The 20,117-nt window shown below is 60.0% G+C and carries 20 protein-coding genes; 9 read left to right on the forward strand and 11 right to left on the reverse strand.

From position 1 onward, the window contains the following. Nucleotides 1–3: 3 nt before the first annotated feature. The 3 genes from BLP65_RS01465 to BLP65_RS01475 are packed head-to-tail and all read right to left on the reverse strand — an operon-like array spanning nucleotide 4 to nucleotide 1,580. A complete protein-coding gene (locus BLP65_RS01465; protein ID WP_092991864.1) occupies nucleotides 4–609 on the reverse strand; it encodes a diheme cytochrome c in 606 nt (201 codons plus the stop codon). A gap of 12 nt (nucleotides 610–621) precedes the next feature. Continuing rightward, nucleotides 622–1,020, reverse strand: coding sequence for a DUF1924 domain-containing protein (locus BLP65_RS01470; protein WP_092991866.1), 399 nt, complete (start codon nucleotides 1,018–1,020; stop codon nucleotides 622–624). 11 nt (nucleotides 1,021–1,031) lie between these two features. Beyond that, a complete protein-coding gene (locus tag BLP65_RS01475) occupies nucleotides 1,032–1,580 on the reverse strand; it encodes a cytochrome b/b6 domain-containing protein (RefSeq protein ID WP_092991868.1) in 549 nt (182 codons plus the stop codon). 259 nt (nucleotides 1,581–1,839) lie between these two features. On the opposite strand from BLP65_RS01475, the gene BLP65_RS01480 reads away from it, so the two are divergent. Then, nucleotides 1,840–3,168, forward strand: a complete 1,329-nt coding sequence (locus BLP65_RS01480) for a ferredoxin reductase family protein (RefSeq protein WP_092991870.1) — start codon at nucleotides 1,840–1,842, stop codon at nucleotides 3,166–3,168. A 217-nt stretch (nucleotides 3,169–3,385) separates the two neighbouring features. Here BLP65_RS01480 and htpG read toward each other — a convergent pair whose 3' ends face one another. Further along, complete coding sequence (htpG, locus tag BLP65_RS01485) at nucleotides 3,386–5,284, reverse strand: molecular chaperone HtpG (RefSeq protein WP_092991872.1); 1,899 nt, start codon at nucleotides 5,282–5,284, stop codon at nucleotides 3,386–3,388. Nucleotides 5,285–5,525: 241 nt separating this feature from the next. Between htpG and BLP65_RS01490 the strand changes: the two genes are divergently transcribed. The 4 genes from BLP65_RS01490 to BLP65_RS01505 all read left to right on the forward strand — a co-directional run bounded on the left by BLP65_RS01490 (nucleotide 5,526) and on the right by BLP65_RS01505 (nucleotide 11,684). Then, nucleotides 5,526–7,157 carry an alpha-D-glucose phosphate-specific phosphoglucomutase gene (locus tag BLP65_RS01490; protein ID WP_092991874.1) on the forward strand — a complete coding sequence of 544 codons (1,632 nt, stop codon included), beginning with the start codon at nucleotides 5,526–5,528 and terminating at the stop codon, nucleotides 7,155–7,157. A gap of 134 nt (nucleotides 7,158–7,291) precedes the next feature. Further along, complete coding sequence (locus BLP65_RS01495) at nucleotides 7,292–9,232, forward strand: sensor histidine kinase (protein WP_092991876.1); 1,941 nt, start codon at nucleotides 7,292–7,294, stop codon at nucleotides 9,230–9,232. 151 nt (nucleotides 9,233–9,383) lie between these two features. Then, entirely contained in the window at nucleotides 9,384–11,300 is a 1,917-nt protein-coding gene (locus tag BLP65_RS01500) for a sensor histidine kinase (protein WP_092991878.1), read from the forward strand. Between the two features lie 114 nt (nucleotides 11,301–11,414). Beyond that, nucleotides 11,415–11,684, forward strand: a complete 270-nt coding sequence (locus BLP65_RS01505; protein WP_092991880.1) for a hypothetical protein — start codon at nucleotides 11,415–11,417, stop codon at nucleotides 11,682–11,684. Nucleotides 11,685–11,879: 195 nt separating this feature from the next. Here BLP65_RS01505 and BLP65_RS01510 read toward each other — a convergent pair whose 3' ends face one another. The 5 genes from BLP65_RS01510 to BLP65_RS01530 form a co-directional block, all read right to left on the reverse strand. Continuing rightward, nucleotides 11,880–12,296: a cytochrome c gene (locus BLP65_RS01510; protein ID WP_092991882.1), complete on the reverse strand. Its 417-nt coding sequence runs from the start codon at nucleotides 12,294–12,296 to the stop codon at nucleotides 11,880–11,882. 31 nt (nucleotides 12,297–12,327) lie between these two features. Continuing rightward, nucleotides 12,328–13,191, reverse strand: a complete 864-nt coding sequence (locus BLP65_RS01515) for an HD-GYP domain-containing protein (RefSeq protein ID WP_175452393.1) — start codon at nucleotides 13,189–13,191, stop codon at nucleotides 12,328–12,330. A 73-nt stretch (nucleotides 13,192–13,264) separates the two neighbouring features. Continuing rightward, on the reverse strand, nucleotides 13,265–13,660 hold the full coding sequence (locus BLP65_RS01520; protein WP_092991885.1) for a hypothetical protein: 396 nt from the start codon (nucleotides 13,658–13,660) through the stop codon (nucleotides 13,265–13,267). 136 nt (nucleotides 13,661–13,796) lie between these two features. Continuing rightward, entirely contained in the window at nucleotides 13,797–14,390 is a 594-nt protein-coding gene (locus tag BLP65_RS01525; RefSeq protein ID WP_092991887.1) for a TetR/AcrR family transcriptional regulator, read from the reverse strand. Nucleotides 14,391–14,516: 126 nt separating this feature from the next. Continuing rightward, nucleotides 14,517–15,191, reverse strand: coding sequence for a YiaD family glycine zipper/OmpA-like lipoprotein (locus tag BLP65_RS01530; RefSeq protein WP_092991889.1), 675 nt, complete (start codon nucleotides 15,189–15,191; stop codon nucleotides 14,517–14,519). Between the two features lie 566 nt (nucleotides 15,192–15,757). On the opposite strand from BLP65_RS01530, the gene BLP65_RS01540 reads away from it, so the two are divergent. After that, nucleotides 15,758–16,576: a sulfurtransferase gene (locus BLP65_RS01540; protein ID WP_092991893.1), complete on the forward strand. Its 819-nt coding sequence runs from the start codon at nucleotides 15,758–15,760 to the stop codon at nucleotides 16,574–16,576. Between the two features lie 17 nt (nucleotides 16,577–16,593). Here the strand turns inward: BLP65_RS01540 and lexA are convergent, their stop codons facing one another. Continuing rightward, the gene (gene lexA, locus BLP65_RS01545) at nucleotides 16,594–17,055 is read right to left on the reverse strand and encodes a transcriptional repressor LexA (RefSeq protein WP_092991895.1); all 462 of its coding nucleotides are present in this window, start codon (nucleotides 17,053–17,055) and stop codon (nucleotides 16,594–16,596) included. A gap of 104 nt (nucleotides 17,056–17,159) precedes the next feature. Here lexA and BLP65_RS01550 point away from each other — a divergent pair, with 104 nt between their 5' ends. The 3 genes from BLP65_RS01550 (at nucleotide 17,160) to BLP65_RS01560 (ending at nucleotide 19,002) form a co-directional block, all read left to right on the forward strand. Further along, nucleotides 17,160–17,819 (forward strand): SCO family protein, encoded by a 660-nt coding sequence (locus tag BLP65_RS01550; RefSeq protein ID WP_092991897.1) that lies wholly within the window; start codon nucleotides 17,160–17,162, stop codon nucleotides 17,817–17,819. Nucleotides 17,820–17,824: 5 nt separating this feature from the next. Further along, the gene (gene asd / locus BLP65_RS01555) at nucleotides 17,825–18,682 is read left to right on the forward strand and encodes an archaetidylserine decarboxylase (protein ID WP_399350784.1); all 858 of its coding nucleotides are present in this window, start codon (nucleotides 17,825–17,827) and stop codon (nucleotides 18,680–18,682) included. Between the two features lie 110 nt (nucleotides 18,683–18,792). After that, nucleotides 18,793–19,002 carry a DUF3330 domain-containing protein gene (locus BLP65_RS01560; RefSeq protein ID WP_092991899.1) on the forward strand — a complete coding sequence of 70 codons (210 nt, stop codon included), beginning with the start codon at nucleotides 18,793–18,795 and terminating at the stop codon, nucleotides 19,000–19,002. A 153-nt stretch (nucleotides 19,003–19,155) separates the two neighbouring features. Here BLP65_RS01560 and epmA read toward each other — a convergent pair whose 3' ends face one another. Next, on the reverse strand, nucleotides 19,156–20,115 hold the full coding sequence (epmA, locus tag BLP65_RS01565; RefSeq protein WP_092991901.1) for an EF-P lysine aminoacylase EpmA: 960 nt from the start codon (nucleotides 20,113–20,115) through the stop codon (nucleotides 19,156–19,158). Nucleotides 20,116–20,117: the final 2 nt, after the last annotated feature.

Here is a 20,117-nt window from a genome sequence, read left to right on the forward strand (position 1 = left end):
GGATTAGTCTACCCGCCCATATCCGGGGATCACAATCGAGTCATCATCGTAGATCCCCTTTTCCGCGCCCCGATGGCAGGCCCCACAATTGCTGAAGCTGCGGACTTCGGGATTGTCCTCGACCAACCGGCGCGGGACCTCATCGTGCTTGGCGAAGAAATAGCGGGTCTCGACAATGCTGATCGGACGCTCATCCGGAGCGATGCTGCGGCTGAACCGGCGGGAACGTTTGGCATCGGATTTTTCCGCAGAGTTGGCAACCATATAGGCAAGCAGTTTCTGATGCAGATCGGGCGGCAGTTCTGCGTTATCGCCGAAATGATCCGCCAGTCCCTCCATAAGCCGCTCCCAGGAGCGGGCTGGTAGCAAGCCGGGCTGATAGGCCATATGACAGGCACCACATTCGGATTGATACAGCTCGTTGTCCACCGGTACTACCCCGGGGGTGCTCTTGCCCCACGAGAAGAAACCTCGGTCACGGCCCTGTTCATACTCTTCCGACTGACGTTCCCGATAGTCGTTTTCGTCGCTCTGGACCATGCCGCTGAAGGCAAACAGTCCCAGAAGTCCAATTACCACCGCGCCCACCGTCATCATTGGTCCGTCCATTATGGTCTCCCCCTATTGCGTTCGGATGTAACTGAGAAAATCACCCTTTTCCTGGGCCGTGCAGGCGCGGCCCAGGGTCCACTTGCAGTTGCGATAGAGCCACTTGGTAATCTCCCGCCTTTCGGTCAACTGTTCCGGATTGTTCGATGGAGCCAGGGGCTCGATGGGCTTGCCGGTCCGGGCGTGCTTTCCGGACGCAGTCAGATCGTCGGTATGGCATGAGGCGCAACTGCGTCCCTGCTCGCCTTCGGCACGCCACAGGCGACGCCCCTCCTCGGCACTGAATTCACCGGCGCCGTCCCTCTGATACTCCTTGAGCAGGCCATCGACCGGCGCGCCGGCCCCAAGGACCGGCGCCGTTACCAGCAAACCGAAAAGGAACAGTGAACATGTGGATAACAAGCGATACATTTGCGTACTCCCTATTCGGGTTTGCGCCCTGTAACCATGGCGCGGATCAGATTTTCGCGATGCAGCAGGCTGCTGCCGACTACAGCCCCGATATGGATGATCACCAGCAGCAAGGTGAAATTGGCGAAGAACTCGTGGATATCCTCAAAGGCGCCACTCGCCAGTACCGTGCCCGCCAGCGGGCCGCCGCCTTCCGCACCGTAGGTGGCCAACCCGGTAAAAGTGGTTAGCAAGAGGCTACCGAGCAGAACCAGAATCATCGCACCACCGGCCGGGTTGTGGCCGATATAACGCGGCGCCCGTAGCAGCAGCAGCTCCTTCAGGTAGGCAAGCACCGCGGCCGGCGCGTACACGAAATCGGAAAAGCGGGCGTGGCGGGTACCGATGAAGCCCCACACCAGACGAAACAGCACCAGGCCGCCAACCAGATAACCCGCATAGACATGCAGCGTCATGAAGTCGTCTTCGGTGAGGTAGGCCAGGGTAAACGCCGCCACCAGACTCCAGTGGAAGAGCCGGATCAGCGGGTCCCAGACCTTGATGTCATTTCGTGCGGTCATCGACTCGCCCTCCAGTTCAACTGTGCAGGCAAGCCTAAGGGGTGAGCCTTAAATCAAGCTGAAAGCAAAACTCCAGAAAGAAATCTCAGAACAGCTCCGCAACGGTTCCGGCCCAACCATAAAGTAGTGCAAAGAAGCGCAAAGGCACCTCAGACCGGTGCCGCGAATTCCGGGTCGTACTGGTACAGTATGCGCACCCGGGTGGACCCGTCCGGAATCGCACTCCGGCGGCAAACCAGTTTGTTCAGGTATCAACGATATGAAGCGTATTCGGACAATCTATCTCTCGGCCCTGCTGTTGCCGGTCCTCCTCTGGGTGGCATCCGACCCTGAAATCTGGTCGGCCAGCGGCTTCTTCCCGATCCGCAAAACGCTGGTGCAACTGACCGGAATCATCGGCATGAGCGTAATGAGCGTCGCCCTGTTTCTTGCCATCCGACCCGCCCGCATAGAGCCGCTGTTCGGTGGGCTCGACAAGAGCTACCGCCTGCATAAATGGCTGGGTATCACCGCGCTGGTCGTTGCGGTGATTCACTGGCTCTGGGCGCAAGGCCCCAAATGGGCGGTGGGCTGGGGGTGGCTGGAGCGGCCGGCCAGGGGAAGGGCGGGCCCGCCGGCAGACGCTCTGGAACACTTCATGCGCAGCCAGCGGGGACTGGCAGAGAGCATCGGTGAATGGGCATTTTATGCCGCTGTGCTCCTGATTGTGCTCGCACTTCTCAAGCGTTTTCCCTACCGCTACTTCCACAAGACCCATCGGCTAATCACCATCGTCTACCTGTTCCTGGTCTTTCATGCGCTGATACTAATCAAAACCGATTACTGGGGAAGCGCCATAGGGGTGTTATTGGGGCTGCTCATGGCGGTTGGTGTGATTGCCGCCTTCACCTCGCTGTTCGGCAAGGTCGGTTACCGCCGCCGCGTAGTAGGGGTAGTGGAAGAGCTGGAGCACCATACAGAGGATCGCGTACTGAAGGTGGTGATTCGACTGATAGACCGCTGGGCGGGGCACAAGGCGGGACAGTTTGCGTTCGTCACCTTCGATCGCAGCGAAGGTCCCCATCCCTTTACCATCTCCTCGGCCTGGAGTGGTGATGGAAAGCTCCGGTTTCACATCAAGGCGCTCGGCGACTACACCACGAACCTGCCGCAAATGCTGCAGGTTGGAGACCTCGCCACGGTCGAGGGACCCTACGGCTGTTTCGATTTTCGCGGTAACAAACCGGGCCAGATCTGGGTGGCAGGCGGTATCGGCATCACCCCCTTTATCGCGCGCATGCAATCGCTGGCCGGACAGATGCACGGGCAGCCTGTGCATCTGTTCTTCAGCACCAATGCCCCGGATAAGCGCTTCATCGCAGACCTTCAGCAGCTGGCGGATAACGCGGGGGTGCGACTGCATGTCTACGTCCCTCACCGCGACGGTCATTTGACGGCGGAGCGGCTACTCGCGACGGTCCCGGAGTGGCAGCAGAGCGACGTCTGGTTCTGCGGTCCCGCTCCGTTCGGTGCCAGCCTGCGCCGGAGCCTCATGGCGCTCGGGTTGTCTGCCGACAACTTCCACCAGGAGCTGTTTTCCATGCGGTAAACCGGGCCGGAGCCCGTTTAGGAAGAACTGGTAACCACGGGGGACACGGAGACCAAGGGGTAAGACAGGTTATTCGGTTTTTTCTCCCCGTGCGCCCCGTGTTCCCCGTGGTTCCGAAATTCAAGGGGTGAATCGTTGAGTTCTTCAGGAGGGCGCCTATAGGCTCGAGCGGATACGAAAGAGGCGGCCGATTGGCCGCCTCTCCGTTCCTGGCTGGCTACCGCAGTTCCAGTAGCAGTTCGTTCAGTCGCCCAACGAAGGCGGCGGGATCTTCCAGTTGCCCGCCCTCGGCGAGCCAGGCCTGGTCGAACAGGATGTTGGTCCAGTCTCCGAACCGCTTTTCGTCCTGTTCCTCCTTGAGCCGCGACACCAGCGGATGCTCGGGGTTGAGCTCCAGGGTCGGCTTGATGTCCGGGGCGTTCTGGCCGACGGACTTGAGGATGCGCTCCAGGTTGGCGCTCATCTCGTCTTCGCCGGTGACCACACAGGCCGGCGAATCGGTCAGGCGGTGGGTGACCCGTACCTCATTGACCTTGTCGCCCAGGGTATCCTTTACGCGCTTGAGGACGTCTTCGAAGTCTTTGGCGACCTTCTCCTTCTCCTTTTTCTCCTCTTCGTCCTCGAGTTCGCCCAGATCGAGTTCACCCTTGGTGACGGACTTGAGGGGCTTGCCGTCATACTCGGTAAGCGAGGAGGTGAACCACTCGTCGACGCGCTCGTGCAGCAGCAGCACCTCGATGCCCTTCTTGCGGAAGATTTCCAGGTGCGGGCTGTGCTTGGCGGCGGCGAAAGAGTCAGCGGTGATGTAGTAGATCGCTTCCTGACCCTCTTTCATGCGCTCGATGTACTCATCCAGCGAGACGCTCTGCTCCTCGGTGTCCTTGTTGGTGGAGGCGAAGCGCAACAGTTTGGCGATCTGCTCGCGGTTGGCGAAGTCTTCGCCGGGGCCCTCCTTCATCACCGCACCGAACTGCGCCCAGAAGGTGGTGTACTTCTCGGGCTCGTTTCTGGCCATGGACTCCAGCAGGCCCAGCACCTTTTTCACGGAACCGCCGCGCATGGAGTCGATGACCTTGTTGTGCTGCAGGATCTCGCGGGAGACGTTGAGCGGCAGGTCGTTGGAGTCGATCACACCGCGCACGAAGCGCAGATAGGAGGGCATCAGCTGTTCGGCATCATCCATGATGAATACACGCTTCACGTACAGCTTCACGCCGCGGCGGCGCTCCCGGTCCCACAGGTCGAACGGCGCCCGCCCGGGAATGTAGAGCAGCGAGGTGTACTCGAGCCGTCCCTCTACCTTGTTGTGGATCCAGGCGAGGGGATCCTCGAAGTCATGGGCGACGTGCTTGTAGAACTCGTTGTACTCCTCATCCTTTATCTCGCTCTTGGGGCGGGCCCAGAGGGCGGAGGCCTGGTTGACCATTTCCTCTTCGGGTTCGGCCTTTTCCTCCTCTTCGCCGTGCTGCTCTTTCGGCATCAGAATGGGCAGCGTGATGTGGTCGGAGTATTTGCGGATAATGTTGCGCAGGCGCCAGCCGTCCAGGAATTCATCCTCACCCTCGGTCAGGTGCAGGGTAACGCTGGAGCCCCGATCGGGTTTGTCGATCGTTTCCAGGGTGTATTCCCCCTGGCCGTCGGACTCCCAGCGCACCCCGTGCTCTTCGGTAAGCCCGGCACGGCGCGTGGTCACAGTGACCCGATCGGCGACGATGAAAGAGGAGTAGAAGCCAACGCCGAACTGACCGATGAGCTGGGCGTCCTTGGCATTGTCACCGGTAAGCGACTCCAGGAAGGAGCGGGTACCCGATTTGGCGATGGTACCGAGGTTCTCGATGACCTCCTCCCGGTTCATGCCGATGCCGTTGTCCGAAACCGTGATGGTGCGGGCGTCCTTATCGTAGACAACGCGGATCTTCAGGTCATTGTCGCCCTCATAGAGGGCATCGTCCCCCAGGGCCTCGAAGCGCAGCTTGTCGCAAGCGTCGGAGGCGTTGGAAACCAGCTCCCTCAGGAAGATTTCTTTATTGGAATAGAGGGAGTGGATCATCAGGTGCAGGAGCTGTCTGGTTTCCGTCTCGAAACCGAGGGTCTCCTTGTGTGCTTCAACCGTCATGTTCGCTTTGTCTCCTCAAGTTGGTCTTGCCGGCCCCTGGGGCAGATGCAGGTTGGGCTTCGGCCCTATCGATGTATAGGCCTGAAGGCCGACCCGCAGGTGCCCTCACCGGCCCCCGAAAACATCGCAGAAGATGGGGGCATGGGGGTCGCGTTTCAAGCGGTCCGCTATGATTGGCCTGGAACGGCTTGAGGGCCTATCCTTCATAGTGCCGGAAATAACATCGATAAGAGGACATTGGATGAGCGTCAGCACGGTCAGCACACAGCCGTTCGAAGGACAGCGACCCGGGACGTCGGGCCTGAGAAAGAAGGTGGATGTGTTCCGCACAGGAAATTACCTGCCGAATTTCGTGCAGTCTGTATTCGATACCCGCCCCGATCTGAAGGGTGGCACACTGGTGCTGGGCGGCGATGGCCGCTTTTATAATCGCCATGCGGTTCAGACCATTCTCAAGATGGCGGCGGCAAACGGCATTCACCGGGTGCTGGTGGGCCGGGGCGGTCTGCTTTCCACGCCGGCCGTGTCGACAATCATTCGCAAACACCGGGCCGAGGGGGGGCTGGTGCTTTCAGCGAGCCACAATCCCGGCGGCCCGAACGGCGATTTCGGCATCAAATTCAATGTTTCGAACGGCGGTCCTGCTCCTGAAAGCGTCACCGAAGCCATTTACCGGCGGACGCAGGACATCGATCGTTTCTTCATTGATGACGCCGCCGATCTGCCCATCGACGAGACCGGTCACTACGCACTCGGTAGGATGCAGGTGACGGTCATCGATCCGGTGGCCGACTACGCCGATCTGATGGAACAGCTCTTCGACTTCGATGCCATTCGCGACCTGTTCGCCTCCGGCTTTCGCGTGCGCTTCGATGCCATGCACGCCATCACCGGACCCTACGCCCGCGAGATCCTGGAGCATCGGCTGGGCGCGACTGCCGGCACGGTCATCAACGGCGAGCCCCGTGAGGATTTCGGCGGCGGCCATCCCGACCCCAACCTGACCTACGCCGAGGCACTGGTCGAGGAGTTGTATTCCGACCAGGCGCCCGACCTGGGTGCCGCCTCCGACGGTGATGGCGACCGCAACATGATTCTCGGCCCACGCTTTTTCGTGACGCCCTCCGACTCCCTGGCGGTGATGGCCGCCAACGCCGAGCGTATCCCCGGCTATGCCGGTCGCATGACCGGTGTGGCCCGCTCGATGCCCACCAGCCAGGCGGTGGACCGGGTAGCCAAAAAGCTGGGGATCGCCTGTTATGAGACACCCACCGGCTGGAAGTTCTTCGGCAATCTGCTCGATGCGGGCCAAATCACCCTCTGCGGAGAAGAGAGCTTCGGTACCGGTTCGGATCACGTGCGGGAGAAGGATGGATTGTGGGCGGTACTCTTCTGGCTCAACATCATAGCCGAGCGGCGGGAATCAGTGATCGACATCGTCCGGGATCACTGGCGCGCCTACGGGCGCAACTTCTATACCCGTCACGACTACGAGGCGCTGGATGCCGGCAAGGCGACCTCCCTGTATACAGACCTCGCCGAAAAGATTCCCTCCCTGCGGGGGGGGACGCTTGCCGGCCGTAAGGTGCTATTGGCCGATGACTTCAGCTATACCGACCCGATCGACGGCTGCCAGGCCAGCGGCCAGGGGCTACGCCTGATCCTCGAGGGAGACTCCCGTATCGTATTCCGGCTCTCCGGCACCGGTACCGAGGGCGCCACCCTGCGCATTTATGTCGAGCGCTATGAGGCCAATGCCGGAAAGCATACGCAGGCAACGCAGGAGGCCCTCGCCGATCTGATGGAAGCTGCCACTGATATCTGCCAGCTCAAGGCGCGCACCGGCCGCAATACGCCCACCGTGATCACCTGATAGCAGCGATCGTTCGCCTGAGGTTTTTAGAAGGGGTATAAACCTAACATTTTGTTACAGTTTGTACCGATTACCCTCCGTACTCTAGGGCCATTGGACCACCAATGGTCTCCGTTCGGTACGAAGGGTGAGAAATGGAAACTCCGGCTGGAAATCTCATCTACTTTATCTACGGATTGGCCTTCATCCTCATGGGGCTGTCCATCGCCGTACAGCCCCGGCTGGAGTCGGACTTTGCCCTGGCTCGCCCCCTGCCTTTCCTGGCCGCATTCGGAATACTGCATGGCGTTCATGAATGGATGGAGGTATGGCATGTGGATGAGGGTTCGCCGGCGGCGAGGCAGACCGCCGCCGGCTTTCTGGCAGTTTCGTTCCTGCCGCTGCAGGAATTTGGTCGACGCCTGGTTCGCCTCAGCAGTCCGGCAGCAGGACGGTGGCAGAGAGTCGCCGAATGGTGCACACACCCCATCTGGTATCTGCCCGTAGCCCTCTTGCTGGCGCAGCTGGCCCTAAATTTCGAGCCCCATGACTTCGCCGTTGCCACACGTTATCTGCTGGCGTTTCCGGGTGCACTCACCAGTGCCATCGGGCTCCTCCTCTATTACCGGAGTGAAGCCGACAGGCTGCACCCAATGGGTCTCAAGCGGTACTTCTACTCGGCCGCCGGCGGTTTCGCCGGCTATGCGGTGGCTGCCGGGCTGCTGGTCCCACCGGCCGACTTCTTCCCCGCCAACCGCTACAGCAGCGAATACTTTTTTGATGCCGCCGAGGACTCTGTGGTGGGTCTTCGGACGCTGTTCGCCATTGTGGCCGCAGTTTCACTGGGCCTGATACTCCGGATGTTTCGCGCAGAAGTACGCTTGGGGGTGGAAAGGGCTATCGAACATGCCAGCCACTGTCTGTCGGAACTGACCGAGGTGACGCAGCGGCATGAACAGATCCTGCGCATCGCCGGCTCGGGCCTGGTGGGCATCAATCGGAAAGGTCGGTGCGTTTTTGCCAACCCCACCACCCTCGAAGTGCTCGGCTTTCCCGAGGCCGAACTGATCGGGCGCCCCTGCACCGAGGTGATCCGCTGCTATGATGCCAAAGGCGAACTGAAGAACTGCCCCTTCTGCGAGGCACTGCGCACCCGAAAACCGACCCACCGGAGCGAGATGCTGTTCATTCGACGCGACGGCACGTCGGTTCCCGTGGAGTTTGTAGCCGAACCGGTCGATGAACCAGGGGAGCTCGACGGCGGTCTGGTGCTCTCCTTTATCGACATCAGCCAGCGCTGGAAAGCGGAGCAGCGCCTCCGATACACCACCAGTTCGCTGCAGGAAAAAACCCGCAAACTCGAACGTGCCAATGCCGACCTGGAACAGTACGCTTACATTGCGGCCCACGATCTTAAGGCCCCTATCCGCGCCGTATCCATGCTGGTTACCGTCATCGAAGAGGATTTCCAACATCGTGATCCTCAGTCACTGTCGAAGCATGCCGGCCTGCTCCGTGAACGCGTGACCCGAATGGATCGTCTCATCAATGACCTGCTCCGCTATGCCCGCGCCGGTAGCGTGAACGATCCCCCGGAGCCGGTTGATACCCGGGCCATGGTCCATGAACTCATCCACTTTCTCGCCCTGCCCTCCTCGTTCCGAATCGAGGTCGATGCGGCGATGCCGTCACTGGTGACCTGGCGCACACCACTCAGCCAGATTTTCGCCAACCTCCTTGGCAATGCCGTCGCCCATCACGACCGGGAGAACGGCCACATCCGCGTCACCGCACACCCCTGCGGAAAGTTCTACGAATTCGAGGTGAGCGACGACGGGCCCGGCATCAGGGAAGAGCATCGTGAAACGATCCTGCAGGTGTTCCAGGTACTGAATCCGGGAGAGGGAACGCAACACAGTGGACTCGGCCTGGCCCTGGTGAAGAAACTGGTGGAGAGCCACGAAGGAGAATTATTCGTCGAGTCGGGAGAGAGCCGCGGTGCCACTTTTCGATTCACCTGGCCTGTGGCGGCAAACAGTTTGGCAGACGCTGTACCCCCGGCAGACAACCGTTCTCAAAGGATATCTGAAGTCTGAGCGCCTCCGATCCCCCTTACCCACGGCCCTGTTTACGACCCAACTTTGAATTGGTCCCAGAGTCACTGTTTTTTGCGACATAACGCGATAAGATGCAGGAAAACACTGGCTCTCGACCGCCGCCGGTATACACCTCCACCGGGATTGACCAATGTACGCTCCACCCGGGAGTTTCATTTACTTCTTTTATGGCCTGTCCTTCATCCTCATGGGGCTTTCCATTGCCATACAGCCCCGGCTGGACTCCGATTTTGCCCTGGCCCGTCCTCTCCCATTTCTGGCAGGGTTCGGGCTGGTACATGGCGTCCACGAATGGCTGGAGATGTGGTATCTGGAAAGGGAGTTCCCATTCGGTCTGCAGGTGGCCGCCACTCTACTAACCATCTCGTTCGTCATCCTGCTGGAGTTCGGCCGGCGCCTGGTTCGCCTCAGCAGTCGGGCGGCAGGCCGGTGGCAACGGGCCACGGAATGGTTCACACACCCCGTCTGGTATTTTCCCGTCGTGCTCCTGCTGGTACAAGTTGCCTGGATGCTCGGACCGCATGACTTTGCCGTTGCCGTTCGTTACCTGCTGGCATTGCCGGCCGCCTCGTTCACTGCCATCGGGTTCCTCCTGTATTATCGCGTTGAAGCCGAAAGGCTCCGTCCCATGGGCCTCAAGCCGTACTTCCATTCAGCCACCGGTGCCTTCGCTGGCTATGCCGTTGCCGCCGGCCTGCTGGTCCCGCCGGCCGATTTCTTCCCCGCCAACCTGAATCACAGTCAACGTTTTTTCGAAGCCGCCGAAGTGTCGGTGCCGGCACTCAGGACCGTGTTTGCCATCATCGCCACGGTGTCGCTGGTTCAAATCCTCCGCATCTTCCGCACCGAGGTACACCAGCGGGTTGAAGCAGCCTTGACCAGCGCCAACCACTACCTGGACCGGCTGACTCAGATGACGCTGCAGCATGATCAAATCCTGCGTATCGCCGGCTCGGGGCTGGTCGGTATCGACCGGAATGGTCGCTGCGTTTTCGCCAATCCCACCACCCTGGAAGTTCTCGACTTTTCCGAATCCGAGTTGGTCGGGCACTGCTTTTTCGATGTCATCCAATGCTACGACACCAGCGGCATGGTCAAGCACTGCCCGCTATGCGATGTACTGGAAAACCGGGAACCAACCCATCGCAGCGAAATCCAGTTCGTCCGCCGGGACGGTACCCCGGTCCCGGTGGAGTATGTGGCCGAACCGGTCGACGAGCCGGGTGAGCTCGATGGTGGCATCGTGCTCTCCTTTATCGACATCAGCCAGCGCTGGGAAGCGGAACAGCGCCTTGGGGAGACCGCCCGTTCGCTACGGGAGAAGACCCGCAAGCTTGAACGTGCCAATGCCGAACTGGAACAGTACGCCTATATTGCGGCCCACGACCTCAAGGCCCCCATCCGGGCCGTCTCCATGCTGGCTACCGTGATCGAAGAGGATTTTCGGCAAGGTGATCCCCAGTCACTGTCGCGGCACGCCGATCTGCTCCGCGATCGGGTGACCCGAATGGATCGCCTCATCGACGATCTACTCCGTTACGCGCGGGCCGGCTGCGCCGGAGACCCCCCGGAACCAGTCAATACCCGGGCCCTGATCACGGATGTCATTCACTTTCTCGCCCTGCCCGCCTCGTTCCGAGTCCAGGTCGATACGGCAATGCCTTCACTGATAACCTGGCGCACGCCGCTCAGCCAGATTTTTGCCAACCTCATCGGCAATGCCGTCGCCCACCACGACCGGGCGAGTGGCCACGTCCGCGTCGCCGCGCGGCCCTGCGGCGAATTCTACGAATTCGCGGTAAGCGACGACGGACCCGGCATACTGCAGGAGCACCAGCAAACCGTCCTTCAGGTCTTCCAGGTGCTCGAGCCGGGAGAGAGCGCGAAACACAGTGGACTTGGGCTGGCTTTGGTCAAAAAGCTGGTAGAGAGCCACGATGGAGAGCTGTTCATCGATTCGGGACAGGGCCGCGGGACAACCTTCCGGTTCACCTGGCCCGTGGTCGCAAAATGCATCCCGGCCGAAACGGCATCGCGCCCGAACTAATCCTGCGACTACCGGCGCCTACCCCTTTGGGATTAGTGCTTACCGGCAAAGGTGAACGCACAGCTGACGTGGTAGTCTCAAATTCAGTTTTAACGCCGATAACGGAGTGGAATCATGGGCAAAGGCGTAGCATTTGCATTTCAGATTGGAGGCCGCGAACTCGACCCGGCCCAGATGGAGGACCCGCAAGAGGCAGCCCTGCTTCAGGAGATTGTCGAAAGCGTGGTCGACCGGACCGAGTTGCTCCAGTGCTCCGAGCATGGCGAGCCACCGCGCTTCCTGTGCTCCGGCGAAAATATCAACGAACTTTCGCTCGAAGTCTTCGGTTGCTGTGAATCGCTGGTCGGTGAAGTCGAAAAACTGCTGAACGAGGCGGCGGAGTAGGTCGCGAACTCGGCAGCGTCCCTTATCGAAGCTGAAGGCCGACCTACAGCGGCACATCCCGTAGTTCGGGCTTCACGCCTTCGCCGAAAAAAAGCGGAACAAAGCGGGAAGGCCAGCCACAGCCACTGCAGGTCAGACTTTAGCCCGTCAACTCGAAAGCGTTAACAGCCTGAAACCCAACCTGCAGCCGCGCCGCTACTCCCTCATCAGCTCCCGTACCGGTTGGCGGTACTGGTCGTGGCAGGCAATGCACGCCTCCACGAGTTCGAAATAGTGCTTCACGACCCCCTCCCGATCTCCGGCACGGGCCACCTCACCCAGTTCAACAGCCTGGTCGTGAACCCGCGCATCCGCCTGCCGGAAGCCTTCCAGCTCATTGCCCATCCCCTGCAGGATCCGCCAGCGCTGTCCCAGGGAGGGACGCGGATGGTCGGCCACTGCCTGCGCGCCCTGGGCCACCTGCTCAAGGTCGTCTTGCATGATGCCGTCACTGACCTGGTGCATGTCACGGCCGAGCTGCGCCATGATATTTTTCAGATCGGCCGCGACGGCCAAGCCGGAAATGCCGGTAAGAGCACCGGTAATCAGAACAGCGAAAAACTTGCCTCCCATGATAACCCTCCTCTATTGAGTAATTAATTGCTCACTTTCGAGGCATAAAAGCCACCGAATCTTTAGCAGACGGAACTGCCGACCCATTAGTCCATCGCAGTGCGTCGATTTCCAAATCCATATACGTTTCCAGCGCGCGGGCGACCTCTTTAGCTAGTGCACAATCGATGACGGCCGGATCGAAATGGCTGCCGCGGGCTTCGCGGAGGAGCGCCAGTGCCTGTCCGGCGGTGCTAGCGCTACGGTAGCTTCGATCGCTGGTGACCGCATCAAAGACGTCGGCAACCGCAATAATCCGTGCCCCAAGGGGAATGGCCTCGCCCTTTAGTCGTGCGGGATAGCCGGCCCCGTCCCATCGCTCATGATGGTGGCGAACCAAGGGTGCCAATTCGCATAATTGTGGCAGCCCCTGCAGAATGTCAGCCCCTTTATCAGGGTGGCTGCATATGATTGCGGACTCACACTCAGTCAGTCGCCCCGGTTTGGTCAAGATGGCGTCCGGAATACCGATTTTCCCGATATCGTGGAGCAAGGCGGCCTGGTACACCTGTTCAAGCTCATCCTCCGAAAGCGACATCGCTTCGGCAATAGTCGCCGCATACAAAGCGACGCGCCGGCCATGCCCGCCGGTGTAGGTATCCTTGAGCGTTAAAGCGGAGTCATAAGCCTTGAGCACTGCTTCATAATGATGGCGATTGCGCTCCATTAACTGTTGAATCCTTATCCGGTTCACGTGCAGTAACCAGGCCCATAATGCCGCAGTTATGGTGATGTAGAACACGCCGCGCAAGAGAAACAGTTCGATCCCTATACGGTCCGCCACTTGAAAGTGTATCCCCAGCCACTCCGCCAGCGTGACGAACAGGAGACCGGCGCCGAAATAGAGCTGCAGCACACGGCGATCCCGCCGGACCAGCGCTTGTAATACGGGCGCATCGCGGAGTTGGCCGACTGGAAAGAGCGACATTTCAGCGACGTGCCCGCCGCTGCCTCAACTGCCAATAGGTGGCCAGCAGAACCAGCGTCAGTACACCACTTCGCAGCGACATAGCGGCTACTGTCCGCTCCTCGTAGGCACCACCGCCAGCTATGTGGAGTGCGAGAAGACCAAACACCACCAGTGATGCGACCCAAACGGCGAGGGCCCACGCAAAACCGGACGCCATATCGCGCCACAAGACAATGCCGATGAAGATATAGAAGAAACCGGTAAGAAAATTAAACCAGAGTACAAACGGCACGTAGTCGCCCGCGGCGCGTCGTGCTTCACCATCAAAAAACAGCACGCCGCCACCCTCTGTGAGGGTCAATAACCCGAACGCAACAGCGACGAGGGCAATACCCCTCAGCACATATTTGGACATTTTTTTCTCCCCTGACCCTCTTCACACAATGTGAGGTACTGCCGCTCGGCAAAGCAGCACCTGCGCGTGCATCTGACTGCCGGCGCGCATGCCACCGCCTCCCCAAAGGGCGGGCCGTAAACTTCGTCCCACAAACTCACCGATTATCCTTCAGGGCCGGTTCGATAAAGGCCCAAACCTCATCTGCCTTGTCCTCAAGAGGAAAGTCAAAGTCGTAGATCGACCACCGCATGACCAGGCCCTGAACAAGGGCGGCAATCCAGGAAGCGACCACATCCGGAGCGAGATCGGAACGAAAGCAACCGCTTTCCATCCCCTCCTGCAACAATGCCTCGATGCGTGCGATGTAGCGTTCCATTACCGTCCGCACCGTGCGTTTAAGCTGGGGAGACTCCAGGTGGAGCCGATCGGAGAAGAGTAAACGGGGAAGCCCTCTGGCACTTCCGATAAAGGCCAGTTGGCGGCGTATCAGCTGCTGCAACCGTTGGTCGGGGGGCGCCTTGCCGGCAAAGTCGCCCTCCAGGACCTGAAAGAGCCGTTCAGCTATGAACCCGATCGCTGCACTGAAAATGGCATCACGGCTTTTGAAGTGGCGAAACACAGTGGGCTGCGCGATCTTCACCTTGTCGGCAATCGCCTGAGTGGTCACCTTTTTGACGCCCCGCTCTCCCGCCAACTCGAGCGTTGCCTCGATGATTTCCTGTCGTCTTTCTTCGGTGGGTTTGCCCATGGCTCAACTTGTGAGTAATCAATTGCTTTAGTCTGCGTGCAAAAAAAGGGGACGTCAAGCATGGCCGGTCCCGTCCGGGAACGAAACCGACCCTTGGCTAGTGGTCCCGGAAAATAGTGTGGACCACTAGCGCTCGGCGAAATCCGCTTCGGGGCGCACAAAGACCTCGACGCGTCGATTCAGCTGCCGACCGGAGGCTGTGTTATTGCTTGCACGCGGCTCCGATTCACCACGCCCCTCGGCACGCAGGCGATAACGGCTGATCCCCTGATCCGTCAGATAGTCACCCACCGCGCTTGCGCGGCGTTCGGAAAGCCGCTGGTTATAGGCCTCCGAACCCACAGAATCGGTATGCCCCACGACGGTGACTTCCGTTCGGTCGTACTTTGCTAGCACGTTCGTCAGCTTGTCGAGACTCGGCTTGAAACTGGGTTTGATTGCCGCACTGTCGAAATCGAAGCTAATCTCACTGTCCAGGGTGAGTTTCAGCAGGTCTTCACGAACCCGCTGTACTTCGATCTGATTCTGACGCTGCTCTTCGGCCAGCGCTTCCTCAAAGGCCTGTTCCTGCTTGTCCATGTAATTGCCGACGGCAGCACCTGTCGCGCCACCGATAATGGCCCCGGCCACTGCACCACGGTCGCTGTCCATCTGGTGACCAATTACGGCACCACCTATGGCGCCCATGACCGCGCCGGCCGCTGTACGATTGGTCTGCGACTGACTATCGTCGCGAGGCCCCGGCGCAGCACACCCCACCAGCCCGGCTACGATGACCGACACAAGCAGTACTCTCTTCATATTCCAATCCCTCTCGATAGCAAAGCGGCCGTACGGGCCGTCACGACTTTCCGGATTAACCGACAAGCAACCACGAAGAGTACCGAAGGAGCCGCTGAAACGCACCCCGTAACAGCTGCCCCTCCAAACCACCCTATCATGCGCATGGCAGACAACCGCTTATCGTATCCGGAAAGTTTCGACGGCTTGTGAGGCGGGTCACGGTTTGCCGTTTCGGAAACATGGTGATTTCCGTATATTCAACGATAGAGCTTCATGACGGCAGGTAACCCCCCGCCCATTGAAAATGGCCTGCGGCAAGACTATCTAGTGTATGTTGCATGCTTGGCGATACTTTCAGAGCCCCCCAAAAACGTCAAGACAAGGCGCAGCGCGCAGGCAGTGTTATTCCATTGTCAAGCGCTGCACGAATCCGCCGGGAGCGGATTCCGACAGCCGAAGGCTGGCCCGAAGGGCGGACTCCAGGGATGGAGTCCGCAACGCCGTCATGGCGTTTTTGGGGGGCTCCCTTCGGACGAGCCAAGCATGCAACAGTACACGAGCGAGAAAGAGATGACGGAGTGAAAATGTCGCAAAAGCTGCCCCTCCTGGTAGAGCCCGAACAGTTGCAGCATCACCTGGGCGACCCGGACCTTCTCGTCGTGGACCTCAGCCAAATGTCGGTGCATACCGAAATTCACATTCCGGGAGCCGTACACCTGGATTACGGCTCGATCGTCGGAGGACACCGAAATACCGGCGGACTGCTGCCGGATGAGGGTGTACTCAGTGGGGTGCTATCAAACGTCGGTCTGAAGGCCGAACACCATGTGGTGGCCTACGACGACGAGGGGGGAGGCAAGGCTGCACGCCTTTTGTGGACCTTGGAGATACTGGGCCATGGGCGTTATAGCCTGTTGAACGGGGGTTTGCATGCCTGGGCAGGTGAAGGGTTTCCCCTGGAACGGGCGCCGACCCCCATCGAACCGAGTGCATACCATGCTGCACTGGACCGGGACTCCGAGGCCATTGCCGATGCCGACTACATCCTTGCCCATCTCGACGACCCTTCGGTAGCACTGCTTGATGCCCGCAGTCCCGGCGAGTTTGACGGCTCAAAGAAATTCGCCGCCCGCGGCGGCCATATTCCCGGTGCGGTAAATATGGAGTGGACCGAAGCCATGGATCAGAAGCGCAACCTGCGGCTCAAAGAGCCGTCCGCCTCCCGGTCCCGCCTGGAAAAGCTGGGGATTCGGGCCGAACAAACCGTGGTGGCCTACTGCCAAACCCACCACCGTTCCGCCCATACCTGGTTCTGGCTGAAATGGCTGGGCTATCGCGCCAAGGGCTATCCCGGCTCCTGGTCGGACTGGGGCAACCGGCCCGAGTTGCCGGTTGAAGGCTAGGAGCCTGAAGGCCAAACCTACCCCACCGACCGGATCACCCCGGTGACGATACCGAGGATCTGCACCTCTTCGTTCTTGAAGTAGATAGGGTCCATGTCGGGATTTGCCGGTTGAAGGCGAACGCCGTCGCGTTCAACATAGAACTTCTTGAGCGTGACCTGCTCGCCACCGATCATGGCGACCACGGACTGGCCATTTTCAGCCGTTTCGCGCTTCTCGATAATGACGATATCACCATCCTGAATGTTGTCATCGACCATCGAGTGGCCGCGAACCCGCAGCGCGTAGGTGTTTTTCCGCACCATGTTGTGCGGTACGGAGACACTCTGATTGTCTTCGTTGACCATTACCGGCTGGCCGGCCGAGATCCAGCCAAGCAGCGGAACCTCTAGGGTCGCAACCGGCGCAGCCGCCACTTCCATCAGATCGGGATGCCAGATCGACCTATTGCTCTTTGGGATGAGTATACTAACGGACATTTGAACGCCCTCAAGGGTCTACCCCGTCCAAATTACGTGCGATACCAGATGGCGTCAATACGGGCCCCGGTGCTCCACCCGCGTTTTTTGAGAGAATTACTGCTATGAACACAAATCACCAACTGCTGAAAACCGGTGCAATCGCCGCCGCACTACTCGTCATGATAGCGATCGGTCTATTGATGTTGCGCGGGGAAGCTGAAGCGCCTCCGCCACCCGAACTTCGCAACGCCCTCTATCCGGAACCCCGGGGACTTGGCGAATTCACGCTGATTGGCAGCGATGGGGAACCTTTCGGCCCCGCCAATCTCGAAGGGCAGTGGTCACTGATGTTCTTCGGCTATACCCATTGCCCGGACATCTGCCCAACCGCGTTGCTGACCCTGAATCAGTTCTACCAGGGACTCGAGGCACACCCCGAGGCAATGGCCAACACACGCATCGTGTTCATTTCGGTGGATCCAAAGCGCGACACTCCGGAGCATTTGAACCAGTATGTCGACTTCTTCCATAAAGACTTTCTGGCTGCGACCGGTGAGCGTGACCAGCTTGATCGCCTGGTGGAGGCCACCGGCGCGGTTTACATGTTCGAAGGGGATACTTCAGGCGACGACTATATCGTCAATCACAGCGCCGCCATCTCGCTGGTTGATCCCCGCGGCCGCCTGTATGGGCGATTTCCGCCGCCGCACGATGCAGGGGAGATGGTGCAAACCTTCCTGCAAATCCGGCGCCATTACGGCGACTTCTCGGATTCTGAATGATGCTCCTGATCGACTACCTCAAGGCGTGGCCGCAGTATGTGATGCCGGGTCACCTGCTCTCCAGGCTGATGTATGCGCTGACACGGGTGCGAATCCGGGCGTTCAAGAACCTGTTTATCGATACCTTTATCCGACTTTACAAAGTGGATATGCAGGAGGCGGTGGAGCAGAACCCGCACGCCTATGAGCACTTCAATGCATTCTTTACCCGAGCCCTGCGCCCGGAAGCACGACCGCTGGCCGATGGAGCCGGAGCGATTGCCTGTCCGGTGGATGGGTCCGTCAGTCAGACCGGAACCATTGCCGATGGCAGCATCTTCCAGGCAAAGGGCCACAGCTACAGCACGGAAGAGCTGCTGGGTGGCTCCCGAGAGCGGGCGGCGCCTTTCCACAACGGTTCATTCGCAACACTGTACCTGGCCCCGAGCAACTACCATCGCATTCACATGCCGTTCGATGGACGCCTGACCGGGATGGTGCATGTGCCCGGGCGGCTGTTCAGCGTCAGTCCGGCAACCGCACGTGCCATTCCACAGCTGTTCGCCCGTAACGAACGGGTGGTCGCCCTGTTCGAAACTGATGTAGGTCCCATGGCGGTGGTGATGGTGGGCGCAGTCTTCGTGGCGAGTATTGAAACGGTCTGGGCGAGACAGGTGACGCCACCGGCCGGCCGGATCATTCGCCAATGGAGCTATCCAGAGAACGAGGCACCCTGCTTCGCCAGGGGAGACGAGATCGGCCGTTTCAATATGGGTTCGACGGTCATCGTGCTGTTCGGCCCCGATGCCGTGAACTGGACTTCGGAAATCGGCCATGGCAGCGGGGTGTGCATGGGACAGCTGCTGGGGAAGACGCAGCGGTAATTACGGCCCCGCATTCTCAAGTGCTTGTGTCCGGGAGCGATGCAGTCTCGCGCCGGTGGTCGGCTTGGCTTATCCTTGGGAAAGAGCCGTCCAGACACCGGGAGACGTCCATGGATCCCAACAAGTTCAAGCGCCACGACCCAGAAGAGCCCGAACACGTCAGCTGTCACGTCTGCCTGAAGGAGATCCCCTCCTCCTCGGGCCACACGGCCGAAGGAGTGGACTACATCTACCATTTCTGCGGCGTCGAGTGTCTCGAGGAGTGGAAGCAGAAAGAGAAGCGGGATGAGGGGCCGCTCGACCACCCGGAAGATGTCTAGAGCACCGATCAAATAACAGTGGGACGGGGTGCAAGTCATTGATTTTCGGGACGCCATAAATACATCCCTGTAGGCTCGACGGCCCCAAATCAATGATTTGCACCCCGCTCGGGATTTTATCTGTTTGGTGCTCTAGGGGGAACGGAATCGGCTTCAGGCCCGCTCGACAGGAAAGGCGATTACGTCGGCGACTGAATCCAGGCCAAGGGTCCGCATGACCAGCCGGTCCACCCCGAGTGCCACACCGCTGCAGTCGGGCAGACCGTGCTCCAACGCTTGCAACAGGCGCCCATCGGCAGCGATATCCTCCTGACCCGCGGATCGCCGCTGCCCCCGTTCGGCGGCGAACCGGGAGCGCTGTTCCGCCGCATCGGACAGCTCATGGAAGCCATTCGCCAGTTCCACACCATCCACATAGAGTTCGAACCGTTCCGCCACCGGTGGATCGCCCTCACGTATCCGGGCCAGTGCCGCCTGCGACGTCGGATAGTCATGGACGAAGGTAAGTCCCTCAAGTACGGGCTCCACCCGATGGCTGAACAACAGATGGAGCCAGGCGTCCCGATCCCCCCCCAGATCGGGTAGCGATCCCAGGCCACTGGCGCACGCACAGGCAGCGAGCTGCGCGACATCCGCCCGGTGCGGGTCAAGTCCGACCACCTCTTCAAAGAGACGGGCGTAGGTAACCCGCCGGGCGGCAGGGTAGTCCAGGAAGCATCTGACCAGAGCCTCCACCTCATCCATCAATTGCGCCATGCCGAATCCCGGCCGATACCACTCGAGCAGGGTGAACTCGGGGTTATGCAGCCGCCCCGCCTCCCCCTGGCGGAAGACCTTAGCCATCTGAAAGATGGGTCCGCTGCCGGCCGCAAGCAGGCGCTTCATCGGGAATTCGGGCGAGGTATGCAGGTAGAGCGGGAGACCGCCAGCAGCACCGGGTCCCTGATAGCGGGAGACAAAGCTGTCGATGTGCGGATCGGTGGTCCCCGCCCGGGAGAGAATCGGGGTATCCACCTCCCACACCCCGCGCGCCTCGAAAAATGCCCGTATCCGGAAGAGGATACGGGCGCGCTCCTGCAAGGTGCCCAGCGAAGCCGCAGGTCGCCAATCCAAGC

The organism is Thiohalomonas denitrificans, assembly GCF_900102855.1.
In the GTDB taxonomy this organism is placed as follows: domain Bacteria; phylum Pseudomonadota; class Gammaproteobacteria; order Thiohalomonadales; family Thiohalomonadaceae; genus Thiohalomonas; species Thiohalomonas denitrificans.

Excerpts from the sequence above, each read along its gene's own strand:
- BLP65_RS01495 (WP_092991876.1), top strand. The coding sequence starts at position 7,292 with ATGGAAACTCCGGCTGGAAATCTCATCTACTTTATCTACGGATTGGCC.
- BLP65_RS01480 (WP_092991870.1), top strand. The coding sequence starts at position 1,840 with ATGAAGCGTATTCGGACAATCTATCTCTCGGCCCTGCTGTTGCCGGTC.
- BLP65_RS01470 (WP_092991866.1), bottom strand. The coding sequence starts at position 1,020 with ATGTATCGCTTGTTATCCACATGTTCACTGTTCCTTTTCGGTTTGCTG.
- BLP65_RS01510 (WP_092991882.1), bottom strand. The coding sequence starts at position 12,296 with ATGGGAGGCAAGTTTTTCGCTGTTCTGATTACCGGTGCTCTTACCGGC.
- BLP65_RS01520 (WP_092991885.1), bottom strand. The coding sequence starts at position 13,660 with ATGTCCAAATATGTGCTGAGGGGTATTGCCCTCGTCGCTGTTGCGTTC.
- BLP65_RS01490 (WP_092991874.1), top strand. The coding sequence starts at position 5,526 with ATGAGCGTCAGCACGGTCAGCACACAGCCGTTCGAAGGACAGCGACCC.
- BLP65_RS01475 (WP_092991868.1), bottom strand. The coding sequence starts at position 1,580 with ATGACCGCACGAAATGACATCAAGGTCTGGGACCCGCTGATCCGGCTC.
- BLP65_RS01525 (WP_092991887.1), bottom strand. The coding sequence starts at position 14,390 with ATGGGCAAACCCACCGAAGAAAGACGACAGGAAATCATCGAGGCAACG.
- BLP65_RS01500 (WP_092991878.1), top strand. The coding sequence starts at position 9,384 with ATGTACGCTCCACCCGGGAGTTTCATTTACTTCTTTTATGGCCTGTCC.
- BLP65_RS01560 (WP_092991899.1), top strand. The coding sequence starts at position 18,793 with ATGGATCCCAACAAGTTCAAGCGCCACGACCCAGAAGAGCCCGAACAC.
- BLP65_RS01530 (WP_092991889.1), bottom strand. The coding sequence starts at position 15,191 with ATGAAGAGAGTACTGCTTGTGTCGGTCATCGTAGCCGGGCTGGTGGGG.
- htpG (WP_092991872.1), bottom strand. The coding sequence starts at position 5,284 with ATGACGGTTGAAGCACACAAGGAGACCCTCGGTTTCGAGACGGAAACC.
- BLP65_RS01540 (WP_092991893.1), top strand. The coding sequence starts at position 15,758 with ATGTCGCAAAAGCTGCCCCTCCTGGTAGAGCCCGAACAGTTGCAGCAT.
- BLP65_RS01465 (WP_092991864.1), bottom strand. The coding sequence starts at position 609 with ATGGACGGACCAATGATGACGGTGGGCGCGGTGGTAATTGGACTTCTG.
- BLP65_RS01550 (WP_092991897.1), top strand. The coding sequence starts at position 17,160 with ATGAACACAAATCACCAACTGCTGAAAACCGGTGCAATCGCCGCCGCA.
- BLP65_RS01505 (WP_092991880.1), top strand. The coding sequence starts at position 11,415 with ATGGGCAAAGGCGTAGCATTTGCATTTCAGATTGGAGGCCGCGAACTC.
- lexA (WP_092991895.1), bottom strand. The coding sequence starts at position 17,055 with ATGTCCGTTAGTATACTCATCCCAAAGAGCAATAGGTCGATCTGGCAT.